Raw genomic sequence first — 20307 nt, 5'->3', positions numbered from 1 at the left:
ATCGGACACCATGATCGACAGCAGCAGACGGCACCTCGGAGCCCGCGGACGCCTGGCACTGTCGGCGGCCTCCGCGGCCGCGTGGGCCTCGCAGAAGGCCGGTCGCGGCAAGGGATCGATGATCGGCGGTCTCGTCGCGCTGAAGATCGACCCGGCCCTCATGTCGCGCCTGGGCGCGAATCGACGCACGGCCGTCATCACCGGTACCAACGGCAAGTCGACCACCACCCGGATGACCGCGGCGGCGCTCGCGACACTGGGCGAGGTGGCGACGCAGGCCGACGGCGCCAACATGGACGCGGGCATCGTCGCCGCGCTGAACTCACGGCGCACCGCGCCGCTGGCGGCCCTCGAGGTCGACGAGCTGCACGTCCCGCACGTGTGCGACGCCGTGAACCCCGAGGTCCTGGTGTTGCTGAACCTCAGCCGTGATCAGCTCGACCGCGTCGGCGAGATCAACATGATCGAGCGCAAGCTCCGCGCGGGAATCGTCGCCCATCCCGACACCGTCGTCGTCGCCAACTGCGACGACGTGCTGATGACGTCCGCGGCGTACGACGCTCCGCGGACCGTGTGGGTGGCCGCCGGCGGCGGGTGGGTCGGCGACTCGGTCAGCTGCCCCCGCACCGGGGAACCCATCGAGTGGAACGGCACGCACTGGCGCAGCACAGGTCTGCTGGAGGGCGGGCGGGAGTTCTCGCGGCCGGAGCCGCAGTGGTGGCTCGACGACGAGAACCTGTACGGCCCGGACGGTCTCGTGCTCCCCATGAGTTTGACGCTGCCCGGCCGGGCCAACCGCGGAAACGCGGCGCAGGCCGTCGCTGCCGCGGTCACGATGGGCGCCGATCCCGCGCAGGCCGTCGCCGCGGTGTCCGCGGTCGACGAGGTGGCGGGCCGCTACAGCTCGATCCAGTACGGATCCCACACCGTGCGCATGCTGCTGGCCAAGAACCCCGCCGGATGGCAGGAAGCACTGTCGATGATCGACCCGGCCGCCGACGGCCTGGTGATCGCCGTCAACGGCCAGGTGCCCGACGGCGAGGATCTGTCGTGGCTGTGGGACGTGCGGTTCGAGCACTTCGAGAACACCACGGTGGTGGCGGCCGGTGAACGTGCGACCGACCTGGGAGTTCGCCTGACGTACGCCGGAGCCGACCACACCGTGGTGCCGAACCCGTTGCGGGCCATCGCCTCCTGCCCACCCGGGCGCGTGGAGGTCCTGGCGAACTACACGGCCTTCCGTGACCTCGGCCGGGCGCTGGCGCGCGAGACCGCGAAGGAGGCACCCGGTGTCTGATTTCCGTATCGGGCTCGTCCTGCCCGACGTCATGGGCACGTACGGCGACAGCGGCAACGCGCTCGTCCTGCGCCAGCGCATGCTGATGCGCGGACTCGACGCCGAGATCGTGTCGATCACCCTCGCCGATCCGGTGCCCGAGTCCCTCGACGTCTACGTGCTCGGCGGAGCGGAGGACTCGGCGCAGCGACTCGCGACGAAGCACCTCGCGCGCTACCCCGGACTGCAGCGCGCCGCTGAGCGCGGTGCACCGGTGCTCGCCATCTGCGCGGCGATCCAGGTGCTGGGCGAGTGGTACGAGACGAGCTCCGGCGAACGCGTCGACGGTGTCTCGATGCTGAACGTCACCACGGCGCCGCAGGAGACCCGGTCGATCGGTGAGGTCATCACCCGCCCGGTGTCCGACCGCTTGACCCAGACGCTGACCGGCTTCGAGAACCACCGCGGCGGTACGACTCTCGGTCCCGATGCCGCACCGTTCGCGCGCGTCGAGCACGGCATCGGCAACGGTGTCGGCGACGGCAACGAGGGCGTCGTGCAGGGCTCGGTGATCGGCACCTACATGCACGGACCGGCGCTGGCCCGCAATCCCGAACTGGCGGACCATCTGCTCGAGACAGCTCTGGGTCACTCCCTCGAGCCGCTGCACCTGGCCGACGTCGAGCAGCTGCGCACCGAGCGTCTGCGCCGCTAGACCGAGACCGGATCCTCGGCCGGCCTCCGCGCCGCCCGGCGCATCAGGAGCTGGGCGATGAGCGGTGCCGCCACGAGCATCGAGACCAGCCGGATGAGCTGCACGCACGCCACGAACGTGACGTCGGACCCGGTGGACGCGGACACCGCGAGCACTGCCGCCAACCCGCCGGGGGTCGTCGCCAGGTAGCCGGTGAGCAGGCTGGTCCCGGTCCACGCGGACAGCGCCCATCCGAGCAGCGCACAGATCACGCCGATGCCGAGCACCAGCGCGAACGCGTAGGGGAAGAGTCGGCCGATCAGGCGCATGCTCGACATCGTGAACGCCAGTCCCGCTTGCCATCCGATGACCAGGAACGCGAGTGGCAGCACGATCATGGGAACCTCGATGCCCACGGGCCAGCCCAGCAGCGCGCAGGCGCCGGACACCATCAGCGGACCCAGCGTGGCCGGTGCAGGAAGCCGCGCGAGCCGCCCCACCGCGATGCCGACGAGAACAGCGCCGAGCAGGAACAGCAGACCCACCCACCACGGCAGCGCATTCTCGTCGGGTGCGGCCGCCGCGACCGAGTGGGTGTCGGCGTGGAACACGAACGTGACCACCAGAGGCATGGTCACCACCACCAGTGCCACCCGCAGGTACTGCACCACCGCGACCACACGTTCGTCGCCGCCGAGCTCTCTCGCTGTCGCGACGAGACCGGTGGCCCCGCCCGCGATCAGCGCCAGCATCCCGGTGGCCGCGGTGACGTCCTTGTTCAATGCGAGCAGTGCACCGCAGCCGGCGCTGACGACGAGCGTCGCGATCCCGATGGCGACCGCAGGAAACCAGTTGTCCCCCAGCGCACTCAGCGTCTCGACATCCACCATGAGACCGATGGTGACGGCCAACGTTCCCTGCGCCGCCATGGATCCCGCGCGCGGGACGGCGCGCGGCCCCAGTCCGGTGAGGGCGAAGACCACCGCCACCACCAGTGCCGCGAACAACGACGGCGCCGTCAGGCCGACGGCGTCGAGCGCGAACCATCCGGCCACGGACACGGCTGTGAGCGCCACCCAGCGGGTGGCGCTCACAGCGACGGTACGAACTCCGCTCACGACTTGACGAGCAGCACCGGTACCGGTGTTTCGAGAAGCAGGCGCTGGACGGCCTGTCCCATCAGGAACTTGCCGACGGCCGACCGATGCCGCGACCCGACGACCAGCAACTCGGCGTCCGCCTTGTCGATGAGCGCGAGCAGTGTGGTGGTCGCGTCCGGATCGGGCTGGGCCGCAGCGAGAGTCCACTGCGCCTCGGACTCTCCGAGCGCGGCGAGCGACGCGCGGATCGAGTCCTCGACCGCGGTGGTCTCCTTCGCCTCCGAGGAGGGATCCGCGGATCCGGAGAAGGCGTGGAGGACGACCAGTTCGGTTCCTGCGGACCGGGCCTGCTGGACTGCCGATCCGAGTGCCTTGCGGCCTTCCTCGGAACTGTTGTGCACGACGGCGACACTCATGTCGGTGACTCCTCTCTCTCGTGGATGCTGATCAGCCGAAGGGGATCTGGCCGAGGAGAACACCCACGGCGAGCATGGTGAGGGACACGACGGTCGCGCGCCACAGAACCTTGCGGTGATGGTCGGCGAGCGAGACGCCGGCCAGGGTGACCAGCAGCAGGATGGCGGGAACCAGCGGACTCTGCAGGTGCACCGGCTGTCCGGTGATGGAGGCGCGGGCCATCTCGACCGGCTCGATGCCGTACTGGGCGGCGGTCTCGGTGAGGACCGGGAGGATGCCGAAGTAGAAGGCGTCGTTGGTCATGAAGAACGTCAACGGGATCGACAGGATTCCGGTGATGACGGCCAGGAACGGACCCATCGCGTCGGGGATGACGCCGAGGAGCCACTCGGCCATGGCCTCGACCATTCCGGTACCGGAGAACACGCCGGTGAGGACGGCAGCTGCGAGCACCATGGCGACGACGGAGACGATCGAGGCGGAGTGGCGTGCGATGGCCTCGCCCTGCTCCTTGACCTTCGGGAAGTTGAACGTGAGCGCGATGGAGGCGGCGATCATGAACAGCACCGGGATGGGGAGGATGTCCATGACCAGGATGACGAGGAGCGTGACGGTCAGGATCGCGTTGAACCACAGCAGCTTCGGACGCAGAGTGTCACGGTTGGGGTCGAGGCCGTCGATGAACTGGCCGGCCTTGCCGTCGTTCTCGTCGTCGCCGGTGGTGATGTCGGCGCTTCCGGTGCTGCGACGGGTCTTTCCGTTTCCGGTTCCGGTGCCGTCGGTACCCACGCCGGCGCCCACCAGCTCCGTGTCGTAGACCAGCGAGCCGAGGCGGCGACGCTCCATCAGACCCAGGTGGATCGAGAAGAGCAGCACGATGATCAGGCCGGCGATCATCGACGGCACCATCGGGATGAAGACGTCGGAGGGCGAGATGCCCAGCGCGGACGCGGCGCGAACGGTCGGGCCACCCCACGGGATGATGTTCATGGTGCCGTTGGCGAGGCCGGCGACGACCGTCAGGATGACCGGTGAGACACCGAGTTTCAGGTAGAGCGGCAGCAGCGCGGACGTCACGATGATGAACGTGGTGGAGCCGTCACCGTCGAGGGACACGACCATGGCGAGCACCGCGGTGCCGACGACCAGCTTCATCGGATCGTTGCGCACCAGGCGCAGGATGCCGCGCACCAGCGGGTCGAACAGACCCACGTCGATCATGATGCCGAAGAAGATGATCGCGAAGAACAGCAGCGCTGCCGTGGGGGCGAGCGACTTGATGCCGTCCGTGATCATGTCGCCGATGCCGAGCCCGGCGCCGGCGAACAGGCCGAAGATGACCGGGACCAGGATCAGGGCGACCACCGGAGTCGCTCGTTTGGTCAGGATCAGGAACATGAAAGCGGCAACCATGAGGAAGCCGAGTATCACCAACATGGTTACTACTCCTCGTTGTTCGAATAGTGCAGGGTTCGATCAGTGCAGGGTGTGTCGAGGCAGGCTGCGGGCACAGGTGTGGCGCAGTACGGAGGAGTGCGGCGTCAGCCGTCGGTGGGTGGATCGATGGTCGAGCGGACCAGGTCGGCCTGTTCGCGGAGGAACGACGCGAAGTCGTCTCCGGTGAGCAGCGCGTCTCGCCACCCGTTCTGCGCCAGGATCTCCTGCCAGAGCGGCGACCCGACCAGTGCTGTGACGTCGGCGATCAGGCGGTCGACGCGCTCCGGTGGCAGTCCCGGCGGGGCGAGGATGCCGCGCCAGTTGTCGAAGTCGAGGTCGACTCCCTGCTCCCGCAGAGTGGGCGCGTCGATGCCGTCGACACGTTCGGAGCTCGAGACTGCGAGCGCCCGGACCGTGCCGGACGCGATCTGGTCCAGATATTCGCTGACGCCGGTGGTGGCGACGTCGACCTCGCCGGTCAACAGGGCCGGCAGCAACTCGCCGCCGCCGTCGAAGACGCGGTACTCGGATGCTCGCGGGTCGACACCGACGGTGCGGGCGAGCTGCGTCCGGAACAACCCGTCCGGCCCACCCTCCGCGGAGCCGCCGGCGAACTGCAGAGCCGCGGGATCCTGTCGCCAGGCGTTCGTGAGATCGGCCAGAGTCCGCAGCGGGGATGCTGCCGGCACCAGGACGACCTCGGGTTCGGTGACGAGTCGGGCGATCGGGGTGACGTCCGCGATCTCGTGATCGGACGGGGTGGTGGACAGTGCGCCCACCAGACCCAGCCCCATCACCAGCAGGAGTCGATCGTTGCCCTGTTCGAGAGCGAGACGATTGAGTCCCACGACACCACCCGATCCGGGTAGTACGAGGACGTCGTCCACCACGACGCCCTCCGCGGCCCAACCTCGGGCCAGACTGCGAGCGGTCAGGTCGTAACCGCCACCGGCGACCGACGGAGCGATGACACGAAGTCCCGGCTCCTCCGCCCCGGTCACCATGGCCGACACCCCCGCACTGCACGCGGTCGCCGTGCAGAGCACCGCGAGCAACGCTGCGAGAGCGCTGATGCGGAGGCGTCGGTTCATGGGCACGGTCTCACTGTGTCGGATCTTGTGACTGTGGTCACCCTTTGGTGCACAAACGGGATTGTGTTCATTGTGAGCGTCCGTAGCGCACGCAGATGCACGAATTCCGCGCTCGCCCGGCGGTACGGTTCACCTCGTGATCGGGCGGCGACTGCGCATCTTCGGAACACGCCGCACCCTCTCGTCGCAACTGCTCGCACTGCAGCTTCTCATCATCGTCGCGGTGCTCGTCGTCATCAGCGGGTTGTCACTGGCCCAGGCGTCGGCGACCTTCCAGCGCGAACAGGGTCTGCGCGTCCAGTCGGCTGCCGAGAACCTCGCCGCGAGTCCCACCGTGCGACAACTGCTCGCCTCCGCCCAGCCCCGCATTCGTACGGCGCTGCAGGGTGCAGTCGAGTCGGTGCGGGCCGTCTCGGGTCTGGACTACGCGCAACTGACCGACCCCGACGGCATCATCGTCGTCGCGACCGACCCGTCGCGGGTGGGACAGGAATCGGCGGCCGAGGGAGCGGGCGCGCGGACGGGCCGATCCTGGACCGGTCTCGCCGAGACGAGCGCCAACACCGCGGTGTCCCCCGACGCGTCCGTGCAGTCACAGGTCCCGGTGCTCGATGCCGACGGCCGCATCGTCGGTGTGGCGATCGTCGGCCGCGAGTACCCGTCGGTGTGGGAGCGCCTCGCGCAGGCGACCCCGGACCTCGTCATCTACCTTGCCGTGGCCTCCGTTCTGGGCGCCGTCGGGTCGATCCTGCTGGCCCGACGCGTCAAGCGGCAGACCATGGGAATGGAGGCCGGGGAGATCGTCGACCTGGTGCGCCAGCGGCAGGCGATGCTCGAGGGCCTCAAGGAGGCCGTGGTGGCGCTGGATCCGTCGGGTCGGGTGGTCCTGCTGAGTCGCAGCGCACACGACATGCTCGGCCTCGACGAGGACGGTGTGGGCCGGCGGGTGGAGGAGCTCGGACTCGACGACCGGGTCCTCGACGTCCTGCGTCACCCGAGCGACGACGGCGACCAGCTCGTCCTCACCGGAGATCGCATCCTCGTCTTCAACACGGTGCCGATCGAGGCGTCGGGACAGAAGGTGGCCACGGTGACCACGTTCCGTGACCGCACCGAACTGAGCGAGGTCCAGAGCAAACTCGACATCAGCCGCACCAGCTCGACGGCACTGCGGGAGCACATCCACGAGTTCGACAACCAGCTGCACACCATCTCGGGACTGGTCCAGCTCGGTGAGTACGACGAGGTGGAGCGGTACGTCGACGGCATCACCGAGCATCGTGAGCGCCTCACGTCCACCGTGACCGACCGCATCGACGATCTCGGGGTCGCGGCGCTGCTCATCGCCAAGATCGGCGCCGCCGCGGCCCGCTCGGTGACCGTGGCGCTCGACGACGCCTCACACCTCCCGCGACTCGACGACGATGCCTCCCGAGACCTCTGCACCGTCGTCGGCAACCTCGTCGACAACGCTGTGGACGCAGTCCTCGAGGGGCAGTCGGTGGACGCGGTGGTGCGCGTCCGGATCGTCGCGGACGCGGACGGGATCGAGGTCGAGGTGGCCGACAACGGCCCCGGCATCGGCACGGAGGATGCCGATCGCGTGTTCGAGCAGGGGTGGAGCACGAAGGGGACGTCGCTCGACGGGCACGGTTTCGGCCTCGCCCTCGTGCGTGTCGTGTGCCGCCGACGCGGCGGTGAGGTCGGCGTGAGTGACAGAGTCGAGGACGGTAGGCGGTGGACGGTCTTCCGGGCCGTCACCGGATCCGGGGGGAGGACGCGATGACACTCAGGGTGCTGGTGGTGGACGACGACTTCATGGTCGCGCGGGTGCACACCGGTTTCGTCACCAAGGTGGCCGGATTCGAGGTGTGCGGGGTGGCGCACACGGCGCAGGAAGCGCTGGAGAAGGTGGAGCACACCCGTCCCGATCTGGTGCTGCTGGACGTCCATCTGCCCGGCGTCACCGGGCTCGATCTCATCGGCCCGTTCCGGGAGATCATCCCCGACCTCGACGTCCTGGTGATCACCAGCGAGCGCGAGGCCGAATCGGTGCGCAAGGCACTGCGCGCGGGCGCCGTGCACTACCTGATCAAGCCGTTCAAGTTCCAGGCACTGCAGGAGCGCCTCGAGCACTACCGCCGCACACGGGAGTCGCTGGCCGCGATCGACGAGGCGGAGCAGGACGCCGTCGACAAGGCGTTCGGCGTGCGCGGGACCGCGACGCGGCTCCCCAAGGGCCTGAGCGCCGAGACGCTGGCCATGGTCGAGCACCAACTGCGGGAGAATCCCGGCGAGACCTCGGCGAGCACGATGGCCGAGAGGACCGGGATGTCGCGGTCGAGCGCTCGCCGCTACCTGGAATACCTCAGCGACGTCGACCGGGTGACCGTCTCGCTCGACTACGGCAACGTGGGGCGACCCGAGCGCCTCTATCGGCTCGAGCGCTAATTCATCACGTTGCGGCCGGACAGCGCACGGCCCAACGTGAGCTCGTCCGCGAACTCGAGGTCGCCGCCCATGGGCAGTCCGGAGGCCAGCCGGGTGACGGACAGGCCGGGGAAATCACGCATCATGCGCAGCAGGTAGGTGGCCGTCGCCTCCCCCTCGGTGTTGGGGTCGGTCGCGATGATCACCTCGGAGACGTCGACGCCGTCCTCCTGATTGCCGATGCGGGTGAGCAACTCCCGGATGCGCAGCTGATCGGGACCGACCCCGCTCAGCGGATCCAACGCGCCGCCCAGCACGTGGTATCTGCCCTTGAACTCGCGGGTGCGCTCGACGGCCTGCACGTCCTTGGGTTCCTCGACGACGCAGATCTTCGTCCGATCACGGCGCGGGTCCGCACAGATGCGGCACAGTTCCTTGTCGGAGACGGTGCCGCAGACGATGCAGAACTGCACCCCGTCGCGGACGCGCTGCAACGCCTTCTGCAGACGGTCGATCTCGGGCGCCTCGACCCCCAACAGATGAAAGGCGATGCGCTGCGCGCTCTTCGGTCCGACACCGGGAAGTTTACCCAGCTCGTCGATCAGATCCTGGACCGGACCTTCGTACACGCTTCTCGACCCGGTTCTAGAAGCCGGGCAGGCCGGGGAGTCCGCCGCCGCCCAGGCCGGCGAGGGGACCGAGCTTCTGCGACGCGACCTCACCCGCGGCGCGGGACGCGTCGGCGATCGCACCGATGATCAGGTCCTGCAGGGTCTCGACGTCGTCGGGATCCACGACCTTGGGGTCGATGGTCAGACCGACCACCTCGCCGCTGCCCTTCACCGTCGCCACGACGAGACCGTTGCCGGCGCGACCGGTGACCTCAGTCGCGGCGATCTCCGCCTGGGCTGCCATCAACTGCTGCTGCATCTGCTGGGCCTGCTGCAGCAGCTGGGACATGTCGGGCTGTTCACCGGGTTGCACGGCGGGTGTCCTTCCGAAGTGGTGACGAGATCGTGTCGGTCGAGCGTAGCCGCGTGCCTCACTCCACCTGGCGCGAGAGGTTCTGCAGGAGCTGCGCCTGAATCTTCTTCAGTCCAAGGGGCGCGAACGTCTTCTCGAAGAAGCCGCCGACACCGCCGGCGCCCGTCCACTCCGTGGTGGTGGTGACCGACGACCCGCTACCGCTCGGGGCGACGAGGTACGTGGTCACCATCGACGAGTTGGCGTCCTTCTCCGTGACGGTCGCGCCGGACACCGACACGGTCGCGAGCACGTTCCGCGAGCGCTTCTCGGTCGCCTGCAGGACCCAGCGAGCGACGGTGCCGTCGCCCTGCCCACCCTCGATGACCGCGAAGTCGCGGTACTGCTCGGGCAGGATGCGCGGACGCACCGTCTCGTAGTCGGACAGTGCCGCGAGGACCTTGTCGGGAGCCGCACTGATGGTGAGGGAACTGCTCGCGCTGACCTTGGCCATGACGGGGAGAACTCCTGATGTCGGGGTGGGACGGACGGTGACATTCATTGTTTCACGTCCACGCCCGGGCGAATCGAGCGCAACGATCGTGTGAAGTTTCCTCGTCGGGAGGCACCTTCCATAGCGTTGCGAACAACCTCCGTATAGCGTTCTCGCGTGGCTCAGACAGTCGATGCGGCGCTCGGGGGAGCGCGGGAACCCGGCGGGGGCGGCAACCGTCCGCACGAGATCGGACAAGCGGGACATCGGGCGGGTGTGGAACGGCTTCTGGCCAGTTACCGTGCCATTCCCCGGGACGCGACCGTCCGCCTGGCGAAGAAGACCTCCAACCTCTTCCGGGCCAGGCCGAAGAACTCCGCCCCCGGACTCGACGTCTCCGGGTTGGGAGGCGTCATCTCGGTCGACCCCGACGCCATGACCGCCGACGTGCAGGGAATGTGCACCTACGAGGACCTCGTCGACGCCACCCTGGCGTACGGGCTCGCTCCCCTGGTGGTGCCGCAGCTCAAGACGATCACGCTCGGCGGCGCGGTCACCGGCCTCGGCATCGAGTCGACGTCGTTCCGCAGCGGCCTTCCGCACGAGTCCGTCCTCGAGATCGACATTCTCGCCGGATCGGGCGACGTCGTCACGGCCACTCCCGACAACGAGTACGGCGACCTCTTCCGAGGGTTCCCCAACTCCTACGGCACCCTCGGCTACTCGACACGGTTGCGCATCGAACTCGAGCCCGTCCTTCCCTATGTCGCCCTACGCCACGTCCGGTTCCACGACCTCGAGTCGGTGCAGACGGTCATGGCGCGCATCGTCGCGGAGCGGGAGTACGAGGGTGACCGCGTCGACTACCTCGACGGGGTGGTGTTCTCCGGGACCGAGGCCTATCTGACCCTGGGCCGGCAGACCGACGAGCCGGGACCGGTGAGCGACTACACCGACTCGGCGATCTTCTACCGGTCCATCCAGCACGACGGCACCGCACCGCGAACGGACCGCCTGACGGTGCGCGACTACCTGTGGCGGTGGGACACCGACTGGTTCTGGTGCTCGCGCGCCTTCGGTGCGCAGAACCCGCGCATCCGACGTCTCTGGCCGAAGAAGTACCTGCGCAGCAGCTTCTACTGGAAGCTGATCGCGCTCGACCAGAAGTACGACATCGCCGACCGTCTCGAGAAGCGCAAGGGCAACCCGATCCGCGAGCGCGTGGTGCAGGACATCGAGGTGCCGATCGAGAACACGGCCGCGTTCGTCTCGTGGTTCCTCGACGAGATCCCGATCGAGCCGTTGTGGCTGTGTCCCTTGCGACTTCGCGAACCCGACGGGTACGCCGACGCGCAGGACTCCGACGCCGGAGTACGCGGGTGGCCCCTCTATCCGCTCGAACCTCACCGCACCTACGTCAACGTCGGCTTCTGGTCGTCGGTGCCCGTGGTCCCCGGTGAACCCGACGGGGCAGCCAACCGTCGGATCGAGAAGAAGGTGACCGAGTTCGACGGTCACAAGTCCCTCTACTCGGACTCGTTCTACGACAGGGACGAGTTCGATGCCCTCTACGGCGGTGACGGTTACCGCCGACTCAAAGAGAAGTACGACCCCGATTCGCGGTTGTTGGATCTGTATTCGAAGGCGGTGCATCGTCGATGACGACATTCAAAGATCAACGGAACCCCGGCCTGTCCGGCGGTTCCCCCAAACTCTCCATCGCCGAGATTCTCGAGCAGTTCACCGAAGGTGATCTGCCCGTTCGATTCTCGGCGTACGACGGCAGTACGGCCGGTGCCGAGGATTCCGAGTACGGGCTCAGGCTCACCTCACCCCGCGGCACCACCTACCTCGCGACCGCCCCCGGCGACCTGGGCATGGCTCGCGCCTACGTCTCGGGCGATCTGGAGATCGAGGGCGCCCACCCGGGTGACCCGTACGACGTGCTCCGGATGCTGGGCGACGACCTGCACTTCAAACGTCCGTCCGCGCGCGCACTGGCGACCGTCACCCGGTCTCTCGGATGGGAGTTGTTGCGTCCCATCGCTCCCCCGCCCCAGGAGTCCCTCCCACGCTGGCGGCGTATCGCCGAGGGGTTGCGGCACAGCAAGACTCGGGACGCCGAGAGCATCCACCACCACTACGACGTGTCGAACACGTTCTACGAGTACGTACTCGGCCCGTCGATGACCTACACCTGCGCCGCCTACCCGACTCTCGAGGCGTCGCTCGAGGAGGCGCAGGAGAACAAGTACCGCCTGGTGTTCGAGAAGCTGAACCTGAAGGCGGGCGACCGACTGCTCGACATCGGTTGTGGCTGGGGCTCGATGGTGCGCTACGCGGCCCGTCGCGGCGTCCACGTCATCGGCGCCACGCTCTCGCGCGAGCAGGCAGAGTGGGCGCAGAACGCCATCGCCGCCGACGGTCTGAGCGATCTCGCGGAGGTGCGTCACAGCGACTACCGCGACATCGTCGAGGGCGACTTCGACGCCGTGTCGTCGATCGGCCTCACCGAGCACATCGGCGTCTCGAACTACCCGGCGTACTTCGAGTTCATCAAGGGAAAGCTGCGCCCGGGTGGCCGCGTCCTGAACCACTGCATCACCCGCCCGGACAACCGCTCGTCGGCGCGGGCCGGCGGCTTCATCGACCGCTACGTCTTCCCCGACGGCGAGCTGACGGGATCCGGCCGCATCATCACCGAGATGCAGGACGTGGGCCTCGAGGTGCGTCACGAGGAGAACCTGCGCGAGCACTACGCGATGACGCTCCGGGACTGGTGCCGCAACCTCGTCGACAACTGGGACGCCTGCGTCGCGGAGGTCGGTGAGGGCACCGCGCGCGTGTGGGGCCTCTACATGGCGGGCTCACGCCTGGGCTTCGAGCGCAACGTGGTCCAGCTGCACCAGGTGCTCGCCGTCAAGCTCGACGAGAACAACGACGCGGGTCTTCCGTTGCGGCCCTGGTGGATCGGCTGATCCACTGACACGGACGCCGTCTCGGGTGTCGAATCACGGGGACTGTCGACACCCGAGTGGGTGCGACTCCACGAGAGGACACCCGAGATGGCGGATCAGTCGCAGCCCGGACGTGCACGGCGGGACAACTGGAACAACCAGGTACGACGACACGCACTGATGAATCCCGCGGGCGTGGCGCTGCGCTTCGGCGGGACGACGCACACCTGGCGCGGCCTCTGCGATCGTGTCGACGCACTCGCCGGCGGGTTGTCCCACCGTGGCGTGACGGCCGGGGACCGGGTGCTGATCCTCATGCTCAACCGGCCCGAGTACATCGAATCGGTGCTCGCCATCAATGCCGTCGGTGCGATCGCCGTGCCCGTCAACTTTCGGATGAGCGCCCCGGAGATCACCTACCTCGCGCAGAACAGCGGCGCCGGCCTCATCGTCGTGGAGGACGCTCTGGCGCCGCTCGCCGCGGCGGTGGGCGTCGCGGACTCGATCGTGGTGGGCGGAGACGGGGACACCTACGAGGCTCTGATCCGCGAGGGCGCGCCCGCGCCGGACACCGACGTCCCGGACGACGCACCGGCTCTGATCATGTACACCTCGGGAACGACCGGCCGCCCCAAAGGTGCTGTGCTGTCCCATTCCAACATGCAGGCTCAGGCGCTGACCTGCATTCGCGCCCTGCAGATGTACGGAGTCGACGAGATCAACTTCTGTGCGTCACCGATGTTCCACATCGCCGCCCTGGGCAGCATCGCCCCCAGCCTCAAGCTCGGCATCCCGACCGTCGTCCACCCCGTCGGTGCGTTCGATCCGGCCGCGTTGCTCGACGTCCTCGAGGCCGAGGCGGTGACCACCCTGTTCCTCGTGCCGGTGCAGTGGCAGGCGGTCTGCGCGGAACAGGCGCGCCGCCCCAGGACGTTGTCGCTGCGAGTGATCTCGTGGGGTGCGGCGCCGGCGTCGGACACCGTCCTGCGGGCGATGTCGCAGACCTTCCCCGACGCCCTCACCGTGGCCGTCTTCGGTCAGACCGAGATGTCGCCGATCACCTGCGTCCTCGACGGCGGCGACGCACTCCGCAAACTCGGGTCCGTGGGACGCGTCGTCGCCACGGTGGAGGCTCGGGTCGTCGACGACGACATGGTCGACGTCCCGCGAGGTGACATCGGCGAGATCGTCTATCGCGGGCCGACGCTGATGCACGGGTACTGGGAGAACCCTGCCGCCACGTCGGACGCGTTCCACGGCGGCTGGTTCCATTCCGGCGACCTGGTGCGTCAGGACGAGGAGGGCTTCGTCTTCGTCGTCGACCGCAAGAAGGACATGATCATCTCCGGCGGCGAGAACATCTACTGCGCCGAGGTCGAGAACGTGCTGTTCTCCCACCCCCGAATCCTCGAGGCAGCAGTGATAGGCCGCCCGGACGACCGCTGGGGTGAGGTGCCCGTCGCCGTCGTCGCGCAGCGCGGCACCGACGAGCCGGACCTCACGCTTCCCGACCTCGTCGGCTGGCTGGACGGACGCCTCGCGCACTACAAGCACCCGCGCCACCTGGTGCTGGTGGAGGCGCTCCCCCGCAACGCCGGCGGCAAGGTCGTGAAGGTCGACCTGCGCAGGCGTTTCTCCGACTAGACCCCTCGGCGCCTGCTCACCACCACGATCGCCACTCCGACGATCAGGATGACGGGGCCGAGGATCGACCAGGTGGTCGTGTTGCTCATCGCACTGCCACCGATCACCCCGAATCCCTGGAGGCTGAACAGCAGGCCCATGACGGCGATCACGGCACCGATGACGGTGACAACGGGAGTCTTCACGTGTCGAACCTAGTCCCCTGATGCCGCGTCGGGCCCGTTCTCGTGACGAGACACATCGTCGCGACGGGACACACCACGGACGCCGCTCGACATGATGGACTGCTGTCCGTGACTTCTCTTCCCCGACGATTCTGTCCACCGGTCCTCGTCGCGTGCGTCGCACTCGCGTCGTCCGTCCTTCTCGTCCCTGCTCCCGCGTCCGCCGAGACGGCCGCGGGCACGGTGCTCTCCAGCACCGCGCTCGATCCCGCGCTGGCACCCGCCGGCGCCGCGGAGAGCTATGTGGTGCGCTACTCCACGCTGCGGACGGCCGAGCAGGCCGGGGAGTCGACGGGCACGGTGTTCGTGCCCACAGGCGATGCTCCCGCCGACGGATGGCCGGTCGTGTCCTACGCCCACGGCACCACCGGTGTCGCCGACTCGTGTGCACCGTCGGCGACGGGCACCGCGCAGTACGAGCGTCCGGCGATCGAGGCGTGGCTGGCCGCCGGCCACGCCGTGGTGGCCACCGACTACGCGGGCATGGGGACTCCGGGTGTGCACGCCTATCTGGACGGACCCGCCGCCGGTGCCAACGCGATCGACATCGTCCGCGCAGCACACACGATGCTCGGCGATCGGCTCTCGCCGGAATGGATCACCACCGGCCTGTCCCAGGGCGGCAACACGTCCTTCTTCACCGCCGCAGCGGCATCCACCCGCGCACCGGACCTCGACTTCCGCGGCGCCGTGTCCGTGGCCGGCCCGACGGGGCTCGACACCGTGCTCCCGCTGGTCGGTCCGGTTCTCCCGCCGGTCGTCCCCAGCGGCTTTCTCGGCTACGTCTTCTACACCCTCGCCGGACTGGCGGACCAGCGTCCGGAACTCGACGTCCGGCAGTACCTGACGCCGAAGGGCGTCGAGTATCTCGACGCTGCGACCACGCTGTGCGGCACCGAGTTCCGCGACTATCGCTCGGCGCACCCGGCCCAGTTCGGGGAGCTCCTCACGCGCCCGTTGACGCCGCTGGCCCCCGTGCTCGCGCAGATGCAGGCCGTCCCCGTCAGTGGCTACGACCGGCCGCTCCTCATGACTCAGAGCCTCTCCGATCAGACGGTTCCGGCTCCGCTCACGTTCGTCCACACGGCCCGGATGACCGCTGCCGGTACGGACTTCCAGCTGGTCACCTTTCCGACGCCCGATCACATCGGCACCCTGATGGCCTCCATGCCCGCATCACTCGACTTCGCCGCGCGCGTCCTGAGCTGAGACGACGACAGCCCCACACCAGGAGGTGCGGGGCTGTCGTGTACTCGTGACTAGCGCAGAGACGCAGGCGGAGTGAACCGCTCGCCGTACTGCTTGGCCAGCTCCTCGGCACGGGCGACGAACGCCTCCTTGCCGATCGAGCCGTCCGCGGCCTCGTAGCCGACGACGTACTGGTGCACGCCACCGGTCCACGCCGGGAAGCCGATACCGAAGATCGAGCCGATGTTGGCGTCGGCCGTCGTGTTCAGCACGCCCTCGTCGAAGCACTTCTGCGTCTCGATCGCCTCGATGAAGAGCATGCGCTCCTTGAGGTCCTCGAACGACGACTCCGAGGTACCCGACTTGAAGGCGTCACGCAGACCCGACCAGAGGCCGGTGCGCTTGCCGTCGACGTACTCGTAGAAGCCGGCACCCTTGGCCTTCGACGGACGCTCGAACTCGTCGACCATCTTGTCGATGACCGCGCCCGCGGCATCCTCGGGAGGAGTTCCGCCGGCTGCGACGATCGCGTCGTAGGTCTCCTTGCGGATCTTCTGCATCAGCGTCAGCGTCAGCTCGTCGGAGAGCTGCAACGGCGGCGCCGGGTAGCCCGCCTGCAGACCGGCCTGCTCGATGGTCGCGGGCTCGACGCCCTCGCCCAGCATGGCGATGGCCTCGTTGATGAAGGTGCCGATCACGCGGGAGGTGAAGAAGCCACGGCTGTCGTTGACGACGATCGGAGTCTTCTTGATGGCCTGCACGAGGTCGAATGCCTTGGCCAGAGCGGCATCCGAGGTCTTGTCACCGCGGATGATCTCGACCAGCGGCATCTTGTCGACGGGCGAGAAGAAGTGGATTCCGATGAAGTCTTCCTGGCGCTTGACACCCGTCGCGAGACCGGTGATGGGCAGCGTCGAGGTGTTCGAGCCGAGCAGCGAATCGGGTGCGACGAGGTCCTCGATCTCCTGGAAGACCTTGTGCTTGAGGTCCTGCGACTCGAAGACCGCCTCGATGACGAGGTCTGCACCCTCGACGTCCTTCGGATCGGCAGTCGGGTGGATACGCGCCAGCAGCGCGTCCGACTTCTCCTGCGTGGTCTTGCCGCGTGAGAGCGCCTTGGCCTCGATGGCCTCGGAGTACGCCTTGCCCTTGTCTGCGGACGCCTGCTCGACGTCCTTGAGGACGACGTCGATTCCGGCCTTGGCACAGACGTAGGCGATGCCGGCGCCCATCATGCCGGCGCCGAGCACGGCGACCTTGGTGAACTGCGTCTTCTCGTGGCCGTCCGGGCGGGACTTGCCGGCATTGATCGCCTGCAGGTCGAAGAAGAACGCCTGGATCATGTTCTTCGACACCTGGCCGGTGACGAGCGACGTGAAGTAGCGCGACTCGATGGTGGACGCGTTGTCGAAGTCGACCTGCGCACCCTCCACCGCGGCGGACAGGATCGCGAGCGGTGCCGGCATCGGCGCGCCCTTGATCTGCTTGCGCAGGTTCGACGGGAACGCCGGAAGGATCTGCGCGAGCTTGGGATTGGACGGCGTGCCGCCGGGGATCTTGTAGCCCTTGACGTCCCAGGGGGCGACGCCGCCCTCGGGGTTGGCCTTGATCCATGCCTTCGCGGCGGGAACGAGTTCCTCGACGCTGCCGACGACCTCGTGCACCAGACCGAGCTCGAGCGCCTTGGCCGGGCGGAATCGCGTGCCCTGGGACAGCACCGACATGAAGCCGTTCTGGATACCCATCATGCGGGTGATGCGGGTGACGCCGCCGCCGCCGGGCAGCAGGCCCAGCGACACCTCGGGCAGGCCGAGCTGGACACCGGGAACGTCCGCGACGATGCGGTGGTGCGTCGCCAGCGTGATCTCCAGGCCGCCACCGAGTGCGGCGCCGTTGATCGCGGACACGACAGGCTTGCCGAGCGTCTCGAGCCGACGCAGCTGCGACTTGACCGTCTGCACCTCGTCGAAGATCTGCTGGGCGTCGGCGGGGCCGGCCTTGATCATGTTCTTGAGATCGCCACCGGCGAAGAAGGTCTTCTTCGCCGAGGTGACGACGACACCGGTGATGGAGTCCTTCTCGGCCTCGAGGCGGTCGACCGTGGCGCCCATCGAGGTCTTGTAGAGCTCGTTCATCGTGTTGGCGCCCTGGTTCGGGTCGTCCATCGTCAGGGTGACGATGCCGTCGGCATCCTGGTCCCACTGAATCATGTTGTCACTCATGCTGTTCCTCAGACTCGCTCGATGATGGTGGCCACGCCCATGCCGCCGCCGATGCACAGGGTGATCAGTGCGTAGCGGCCGTTCCGACGCTCGAGCTCGTCGAGCACGGTGCCGGTGATCATGGCGCCCGTGGCACCGAGGGGGTGGCCCATCGCGATGGCGCCACCGTTGACGTTGAGCTTCTCGCCCGGGATCTTCAGGTCGCGCTGGAAGCGCAGGACCACGGAGGCGAATGCCTCGTTCAGCTCGAACAGGTCGATGTCGTCGACCGTCAGGCCGGCCGCGGCCAGCACCTTCTTCGACGCGGGCGTCGGCCCGGTCAGCATGATGGTGGTGTCGGCGCCGCTGGTGGCGGTCGCGACGACGCGAGCGCGCGGCGTCATGCCCATCGACTTGCCGGCGTCCTCGCTGCCGACGACGACCAGGGCCGCACCGTCGACGATGCCCGACGAGTTACCGCCGGTGTGGACGTGATCGATCTTCTCGATCCAGTGGTACTTCTGCAGCGCGACGTCGTCGAACCCGCCCATCGCGGCGATGCCCTCGAAGGCCGGCTTGAGATTGCCGAGCGACTCGACGGTGGTGCCGGGGCGCATGTGCTCGTCACTGTCGAGGATCAGCAGACCGTTCTGGTCCGTGACCGGCACGACGGACTTGGTGAAGTAGCCACCCGACCATGCGGCTGCAGCGCGCTCCTGGGACTGCGCGGCGTACGCGTCGACGTCCTCACGGGTGAAGCCCTCGATCGTCGCGATGAGGTCGGCGCCGATGCCCTGGGGGGCGAAGTAGGTGTCGTAGTTGGTCTGCGGGTCCATGGCCCACGCGCCGCCGTCCGATCCCATGGGAACGCGGGACATCGACTCCACGCCACCGGCGATGACGAGCTCGTCCCAGCCCGACCGCACCTTCTGCGCGGCGAGGTTGACGGCTTCGAGGCCGGACGCGCAGAAACGGTTGAGCTGGAAGCCGCCGACCGTGTCGGGCATCTTCGCGGCGAGCACCGCGGTACGGGCGATGTCGGCACCCTGATCTCCCACGGGCGAGACGACGCCCAGGATCAGATCGGAGATGCGATCCTCGTCCATGTCGGGGAAACGACGGCGGAGCTCGTCGATCAACCCGGTGACCAGCGAGATCGGCTTGACCGAGTGCAGCGACCCGTTCTTGCCCTTACCTCGCGGTGTTCTGATGGCTTCGTAGATGTATGCCTCTGTGGTCACTGAACACAGTTCCTTCCGACGTGAGACTCGGGCAGCACGGTGCACTGGAGACACCGGCGCCCACGAGGACAGACCTCGACGCCATTCACCCTAGGCATGGAGCCGCGCTGCCGAAAGGACCGAAACGAGCGCGCACTGTGACACTCCTGCCGGTGTTTCACACCGTCAGCAGCAGGTCAGACGTCTTTCAGCGGGGTGGCACCCAGCTCGGACTGCAGCAGCTCGAGCGCGACCTCGTCCGGATCGCGACGCGTCGACGGATCGACCGGCTCCTTCGCCTGCTTCATGAGCTCTTCCTGCTCCTCCGGGCTCTCCGGGGGAGGTGGACCGTCGTACGGCGAGGGACCCGGGTCGTCCGGATAGTCGGGCTCCTCGGGCGGCGGGGGGATGTCGTCGTCGGACGGGCGCGAGGGCGTCGACCGCGCCGGGGCGCTGCCGGACTGCGCCGGCCGTGCCGGCTCCGGGGTGGGCGCCGACCTGCTCGGGCGCGAGAACCGAGGGCCGGTGGACGCCGGGCGCTCGGCCGGGGCGGATGCCGGCGCCGGTGCCGCCGACCGAGCGGTGCCGTCGCCCGCCTCGCAGACCACGGTCCACTCGACGCCGAAGACGTCACGCAGCGCGTCCTTGATGACCTCGGCGTTGCGGGGCTCGACCAGCCTCTTGGCCAGGGGTACCGAGTCGTGAGCCAACACGATCGCCCCGTCCCCCACGGACTTCACGGTGGCGCCCGAGAGCATCACCTCGACGGTGCGGCTGCGCTCGCGCACCTTCGTCCGCACCTCGGACCAGACGGCGCGCACGTCCGCGGCATCCGGACCCTCCGCCGCGGCGGGACTCGGCGCGGCGGGCTCGGGTGCTGTCTCTGCTGCCGTCTCTGTCTGCTCGAGTGCCGACTCGGTGGGCTCGGGTGGCGTCGATTCGGCGGCCGGGGGTTCCACGGCTACGGGGGTG

General features: G+C 68.3%; 18 protein-coding genes and 1 pseudogene. 8 read left to right on the top strand and 11 right to left on the bottom strand.

Annotated features, from left to right (window positions below; all coding sequences use genetic code 11):
* The first annotated feature begins 10 nt into the window (after window positions 1–10).
* Both HQ308_RS19450 and HQ308_RS19445 read left to right on the top strand, forming a co-directional pair.
* Window positions 11–1297, top strand: a complete 1287-nt coding sequence (locus HQ308_RS19450; RefSeq protein WP_027506645.1) for a MurT ligase domain-containing protein — start codon at window positions 11–13, stop codon at window positions 1295–1297.
* Window positions 1290–1991, top strand: a complete 702-nt coding sequence (locus HQ308_RS19445) for a type 1 glutamine amidotransferase (protein ID WP_222647549.1) — start codon at window positions 1290–1292, stop codon at window positions 1989–1991. The genes HQ308_RS19450 and HQ308_RS19445 overlap by 8 nt, the downstream gene beginning before the upstream one ends.
* Here HQ308_RS19445 and HQ308_RS19440 read toward each other — a convergent pair.
* The 4 genes from HQ308_RS19440 to HQ308_RS19425 form a co-directional block, all read right to left on the bottom strand.
* Window positions 1988–3064, bottom strand: coding sequence for an AbrB family transcriptional regulator (locus HQ308_RS19440; protein ID WP_308115831.1), 1077 nt, complete (start codon window positions 3062–3064; stop codon window positions 1988–1990). The two genes, HQ308_RS19445 and HQ308_RS19440, sit on opposite strands and share 4 nt — an antisense overlap.
* A gap of 20 nt (window positions 3065–3084) precedes the next feature.
* Window positions 3085–3486 (bottom strand): universal stress protein, encoded by a 402-nt coding sequence (locus tag HQ308_RS19435; protein WP_056443269.1) that lies wholly within the window; start codon window positions 3484–3486, stop codon window positions 3085–3087.
* Window positions 3487–3517: 31 nt separating this feature from the next.
* Entirely contained in the window at window positions 3518–4924 is a 1407-nt protein-coding gene (locus tag HQ308_RS19430) for a CitMHS family transporter (RefSeq protein ID WP_222638976.1), read from the bottom strand.
* Between the two features lie 104 nt (window positions 4925–5028).
* On the bottom strand, window positions 5029–6015 hold the full coding sequence (locus tag HQ308_RS19425) for a tripartite tricarboxylate transporter substrate binding protein (RefSeq protein ID WP_222633438.1): 987 nt from the start codon (window positions 6013–6015) through the stop codon (window positions 5029–5031).
* A gap of 136 nt (window positions 6016–6151) precedes the next feature.
* On the opposite strand from HQ308_RS19425, the gene HQ308_RS19420 reads away from it, so the two are divergent.
* Both HQ308_RS19420 and HQ308_RS19415 read left to right on the top strand, forming a co-directional pair.
* On the top strand, window positions 6152–7801 hold the full coding sequence (locus HQ308_RS19420; RefSeq protein WP_308115830.1) for an ATP-binding protein: 1650 nt from the start codon (window positions 6152–6154) through the stop codon (window positions 7799–7801).
* Window positions 7798–8466, top strand: a complete 669-nt coding sequence (locus tag HQ308_RS19415) for a response regulator (RefSeq protein WP_222638977.1) — start codon at window positions 7798–7800, stop codon at window positions 8464–8466. Before HQ308_RS19420 ends, HQ308_RS19415 begins: the two co-directional genes overlap by 4 nt.
* On the opposite strand, the gene recR is transcribed toward HQ308_RS19415, so the two are convergent.
* From recR to HQ308_RS19400, 3 genes are read right to left on the bottom strand one after another with little or no spacing between them, the layout of a single operon-like run.
* Complete coding sequence (gene recR / locus HQ308_RS19410; RefSeq protein ID WP_027506637.1) at window positions 8463–9074, bottom strand: recombination mediator RecR; 612 nt, start codon at window positions 9072–9074, stop codon at window positions 8463–8465. The genes HQ308_RS19415 and recR overlap by 4 nt on opposite strands.
* A 16-nt stretch (window positions 9075–9090) precedes the next feature.
* Window positions 9091–9429: a YbaB/EbfC family nucleoid-associated protein gene (locus tag HQ308_RS19405; RefSeq protein ID WP_204869622.1), complete on the bottom strand. Its 339-nt coding sequence runs from the start codon at window positions 9427–9429 to the stop codon at window positions 9091–9093.
* Between the two features lie 58 nt (window positions 9430–9487).
* Window positions 9488–9922 (bottom strand): SRPBCC family protein, encoded by a 435-nt coding sequence (locus HQ308_RS19400; protein ID WP_222638998.1) that lies wholly within the window; start codon window positions 9920–9922, stop codon window positions 9488–9490.
* Window positions 9923–10150: 228 nt separating this feature from the next.
* Here HQ308_RS19400 and HQ308_RS19395 point away from each other — a divergent pair, with 228 nt between their 5' ends.
* The 3 genes from HQ308_RS19395 to fadD5 all read left to right on the top strand — a co-directional run bounded on the left by HQ308_RS19395 (window position 10151) and on the right by fadD5 (window position 14502).
* A complete protein-coding gene (locus HQ308_RS19395) occupies window positions 10151–11563 on the top strand; it encodes an FAD-binding oxidoreductase (protein ID WP_222633435.1) in 1413 nt (470 codons plus the stop codon).
* A complete protein-coding gene (locus tag HQ308_RS19390; protein ID WP_027506633.1) occupies window positions 11560–12879 on the top strand; it encodes a class I SAM-dependent methyltransferase in 1320 nt (439 codons plus the stop codon). The genes HQ308_RS19395 and HQ308_RS19390 overlap by 4 nt, the downstream gene beginning before the upstream one ends.
* Window positions 12880–12966: 87 nt before the next feature.
* Window positions 12967–14502 (top strand): fatty-acid--CoA ligase FadD5, encoded by a 1536-nt coding sequence (gene fadD5 / locus HQ308_RS19385; protein ID WP_222638978.1) that lies wholly within the window; start codon window positions 12967–12969, stop codon window positions 14500–14502.
* Here fadD5 and HQ308_RS19380 read toward each other — a convergent pair.
* Window positions 14499–14687: a hypothetical protein gene (locus tag HQ308_RS19380; protein WP_027506631.1), complete on the bottom strand. Its 189-nt coding sequence runs from the start codon at window positions 14685–14687 to the stop codon at window positions 14499–14501. The genes fadD5 and HQ308_RS19380 overlap by 4 nt on opposite strands.
* Window positions 14688–14795: 108 nt before the next feature.
* On the opposite strand from HQ308_RS19380, the gene HQ308_RS19375 reads away from it, so the two are divergent.
* Entirely contained in the window at window positions 14796–15935 is a 1140-nt protein-coding gene (locus HQ308_RS19375) for a lipase family protein (RefSeq protein WP_222638979.1), read from the top strand.
* A gap of 50 nt (window positions 15936–15985) precedes the next feature.
* Here HQ308_RS19375 and HQ308_RS19370 read toward each other — a convergent pair whose 3' ends face one another.
* From HQ308_RS19370 to HQ308_RS19360, 3 genes and pseudogenes are all read right to left on the bottom strand, one after another.
* Complete coding sequence (locus HQ308_RS19370; protein WP_222638980.1) at window positions 15986–18136, bottom strand: 3-hydroxyacyl-CoA dehydrogenase NAD-binding domain-containing protein; 2151 nt, start codon at window positions 18134–18136, stop codon at window positions 15986–15988.
* A gap of 8 nt (window positions 18137–18144) precedes the next feature.
* Entirely contained in the window at window positions 18145–19356 is a 1212-nt protein-coding gene (locus HQ308_RS19365; protein ID WP_222638981.1) for an acetyl-CoA C-acetyltransferase, read from the bottom strand.
* A gap of 176 nt (window positions 19357–19532) precedes the next feature.
* Window positions 19533–20307, bottom strand: a pseudogene (locus tag HQ308_RS19360) (DNA polymerase III subunit gamma/tau); the annotation flags it as partial.

This window comes from Rhodococcus sp. BP-241 (assembly GCF_019836145.1).
Lineage (GTDB): Bacteria > Actinomycetota > Actinomycetes > Mycobacteriales > Mycobacteriaceae > Rhodococcoides.
The sequence above is the reverse complement of the archived record's forward strand: the minus strand, read 5'-3'. Positions and strand labels throughout refer to the sequence as shown.

Excerpts from the sequence above, each read along its gene's own strand:
- HQ308_RS19450 (WP_027506645.1), top strand. The coding sequence starts at position 11 with ATGATCGACAGCAGCAGACGGCACCTCGGAGCCCGCGGACGCCTGGCA.
- HQ308_RS19435 (WP_056443269.1), bottom strand. The coding sequence starts at position 3,486 with ATGAGTGTCGCCGTCGTGCACAACAGTTCCGAGGAAGGCCGCAAGGCA.
- HQ308_RS19430 (WP_222638976.1), bottom strand. The coding sequence starts at position 4,924 with ATGTTGGTGATACTCGGCTTCCTCATGGTTGCCGCTTTCATGTTCCTG.
- HQ308_RS19425 (WP_222633438.1), bottom strand. The coding sequence starts at position 6,015 with ATGAACCGACGCCTCCGCATCAGCGCTCTCGCAGCGTTGCTCGCGGTG.
- HQ308_RS19415 (WP_222638977.1), top strand. The coding sequence starts at position 7,798 with ATGACACTCAGGGTGCTGGTGGTGGACGACGACTTCATGGTCGCGCGG.
- HQ308_RS19400 (WP_222638998.1), bottom strand. The coding sequence starts at position 9,922 with ATGGCCAAGGTCAGCGCGAGCAGTTCCCTCACCATCAGTGCGGCTCCC.
- HQ308_RS19390 (WP_027506633.1), top strand. The coding sequence starts at position 11,560 with ATGACGACATTCAAAGATCAACGGAACCCCGGCCTGTCCGGCGGTTCC.
- fadD5 (WP_222638978.1), top strand. The coding sequence starts at position 12,967 with ATGGCGGATCAGTCGCAGCCCGGACGTGCACGGCGGGACAACTGGAAC.
- HQ308_RS19370 (WP_222638980.1), bottom strand. The coding sequence starts at position 18,136 with ATGAGTGACAACATGATTCAGTGGGACCAGGATGCCGACGGCATCGTC.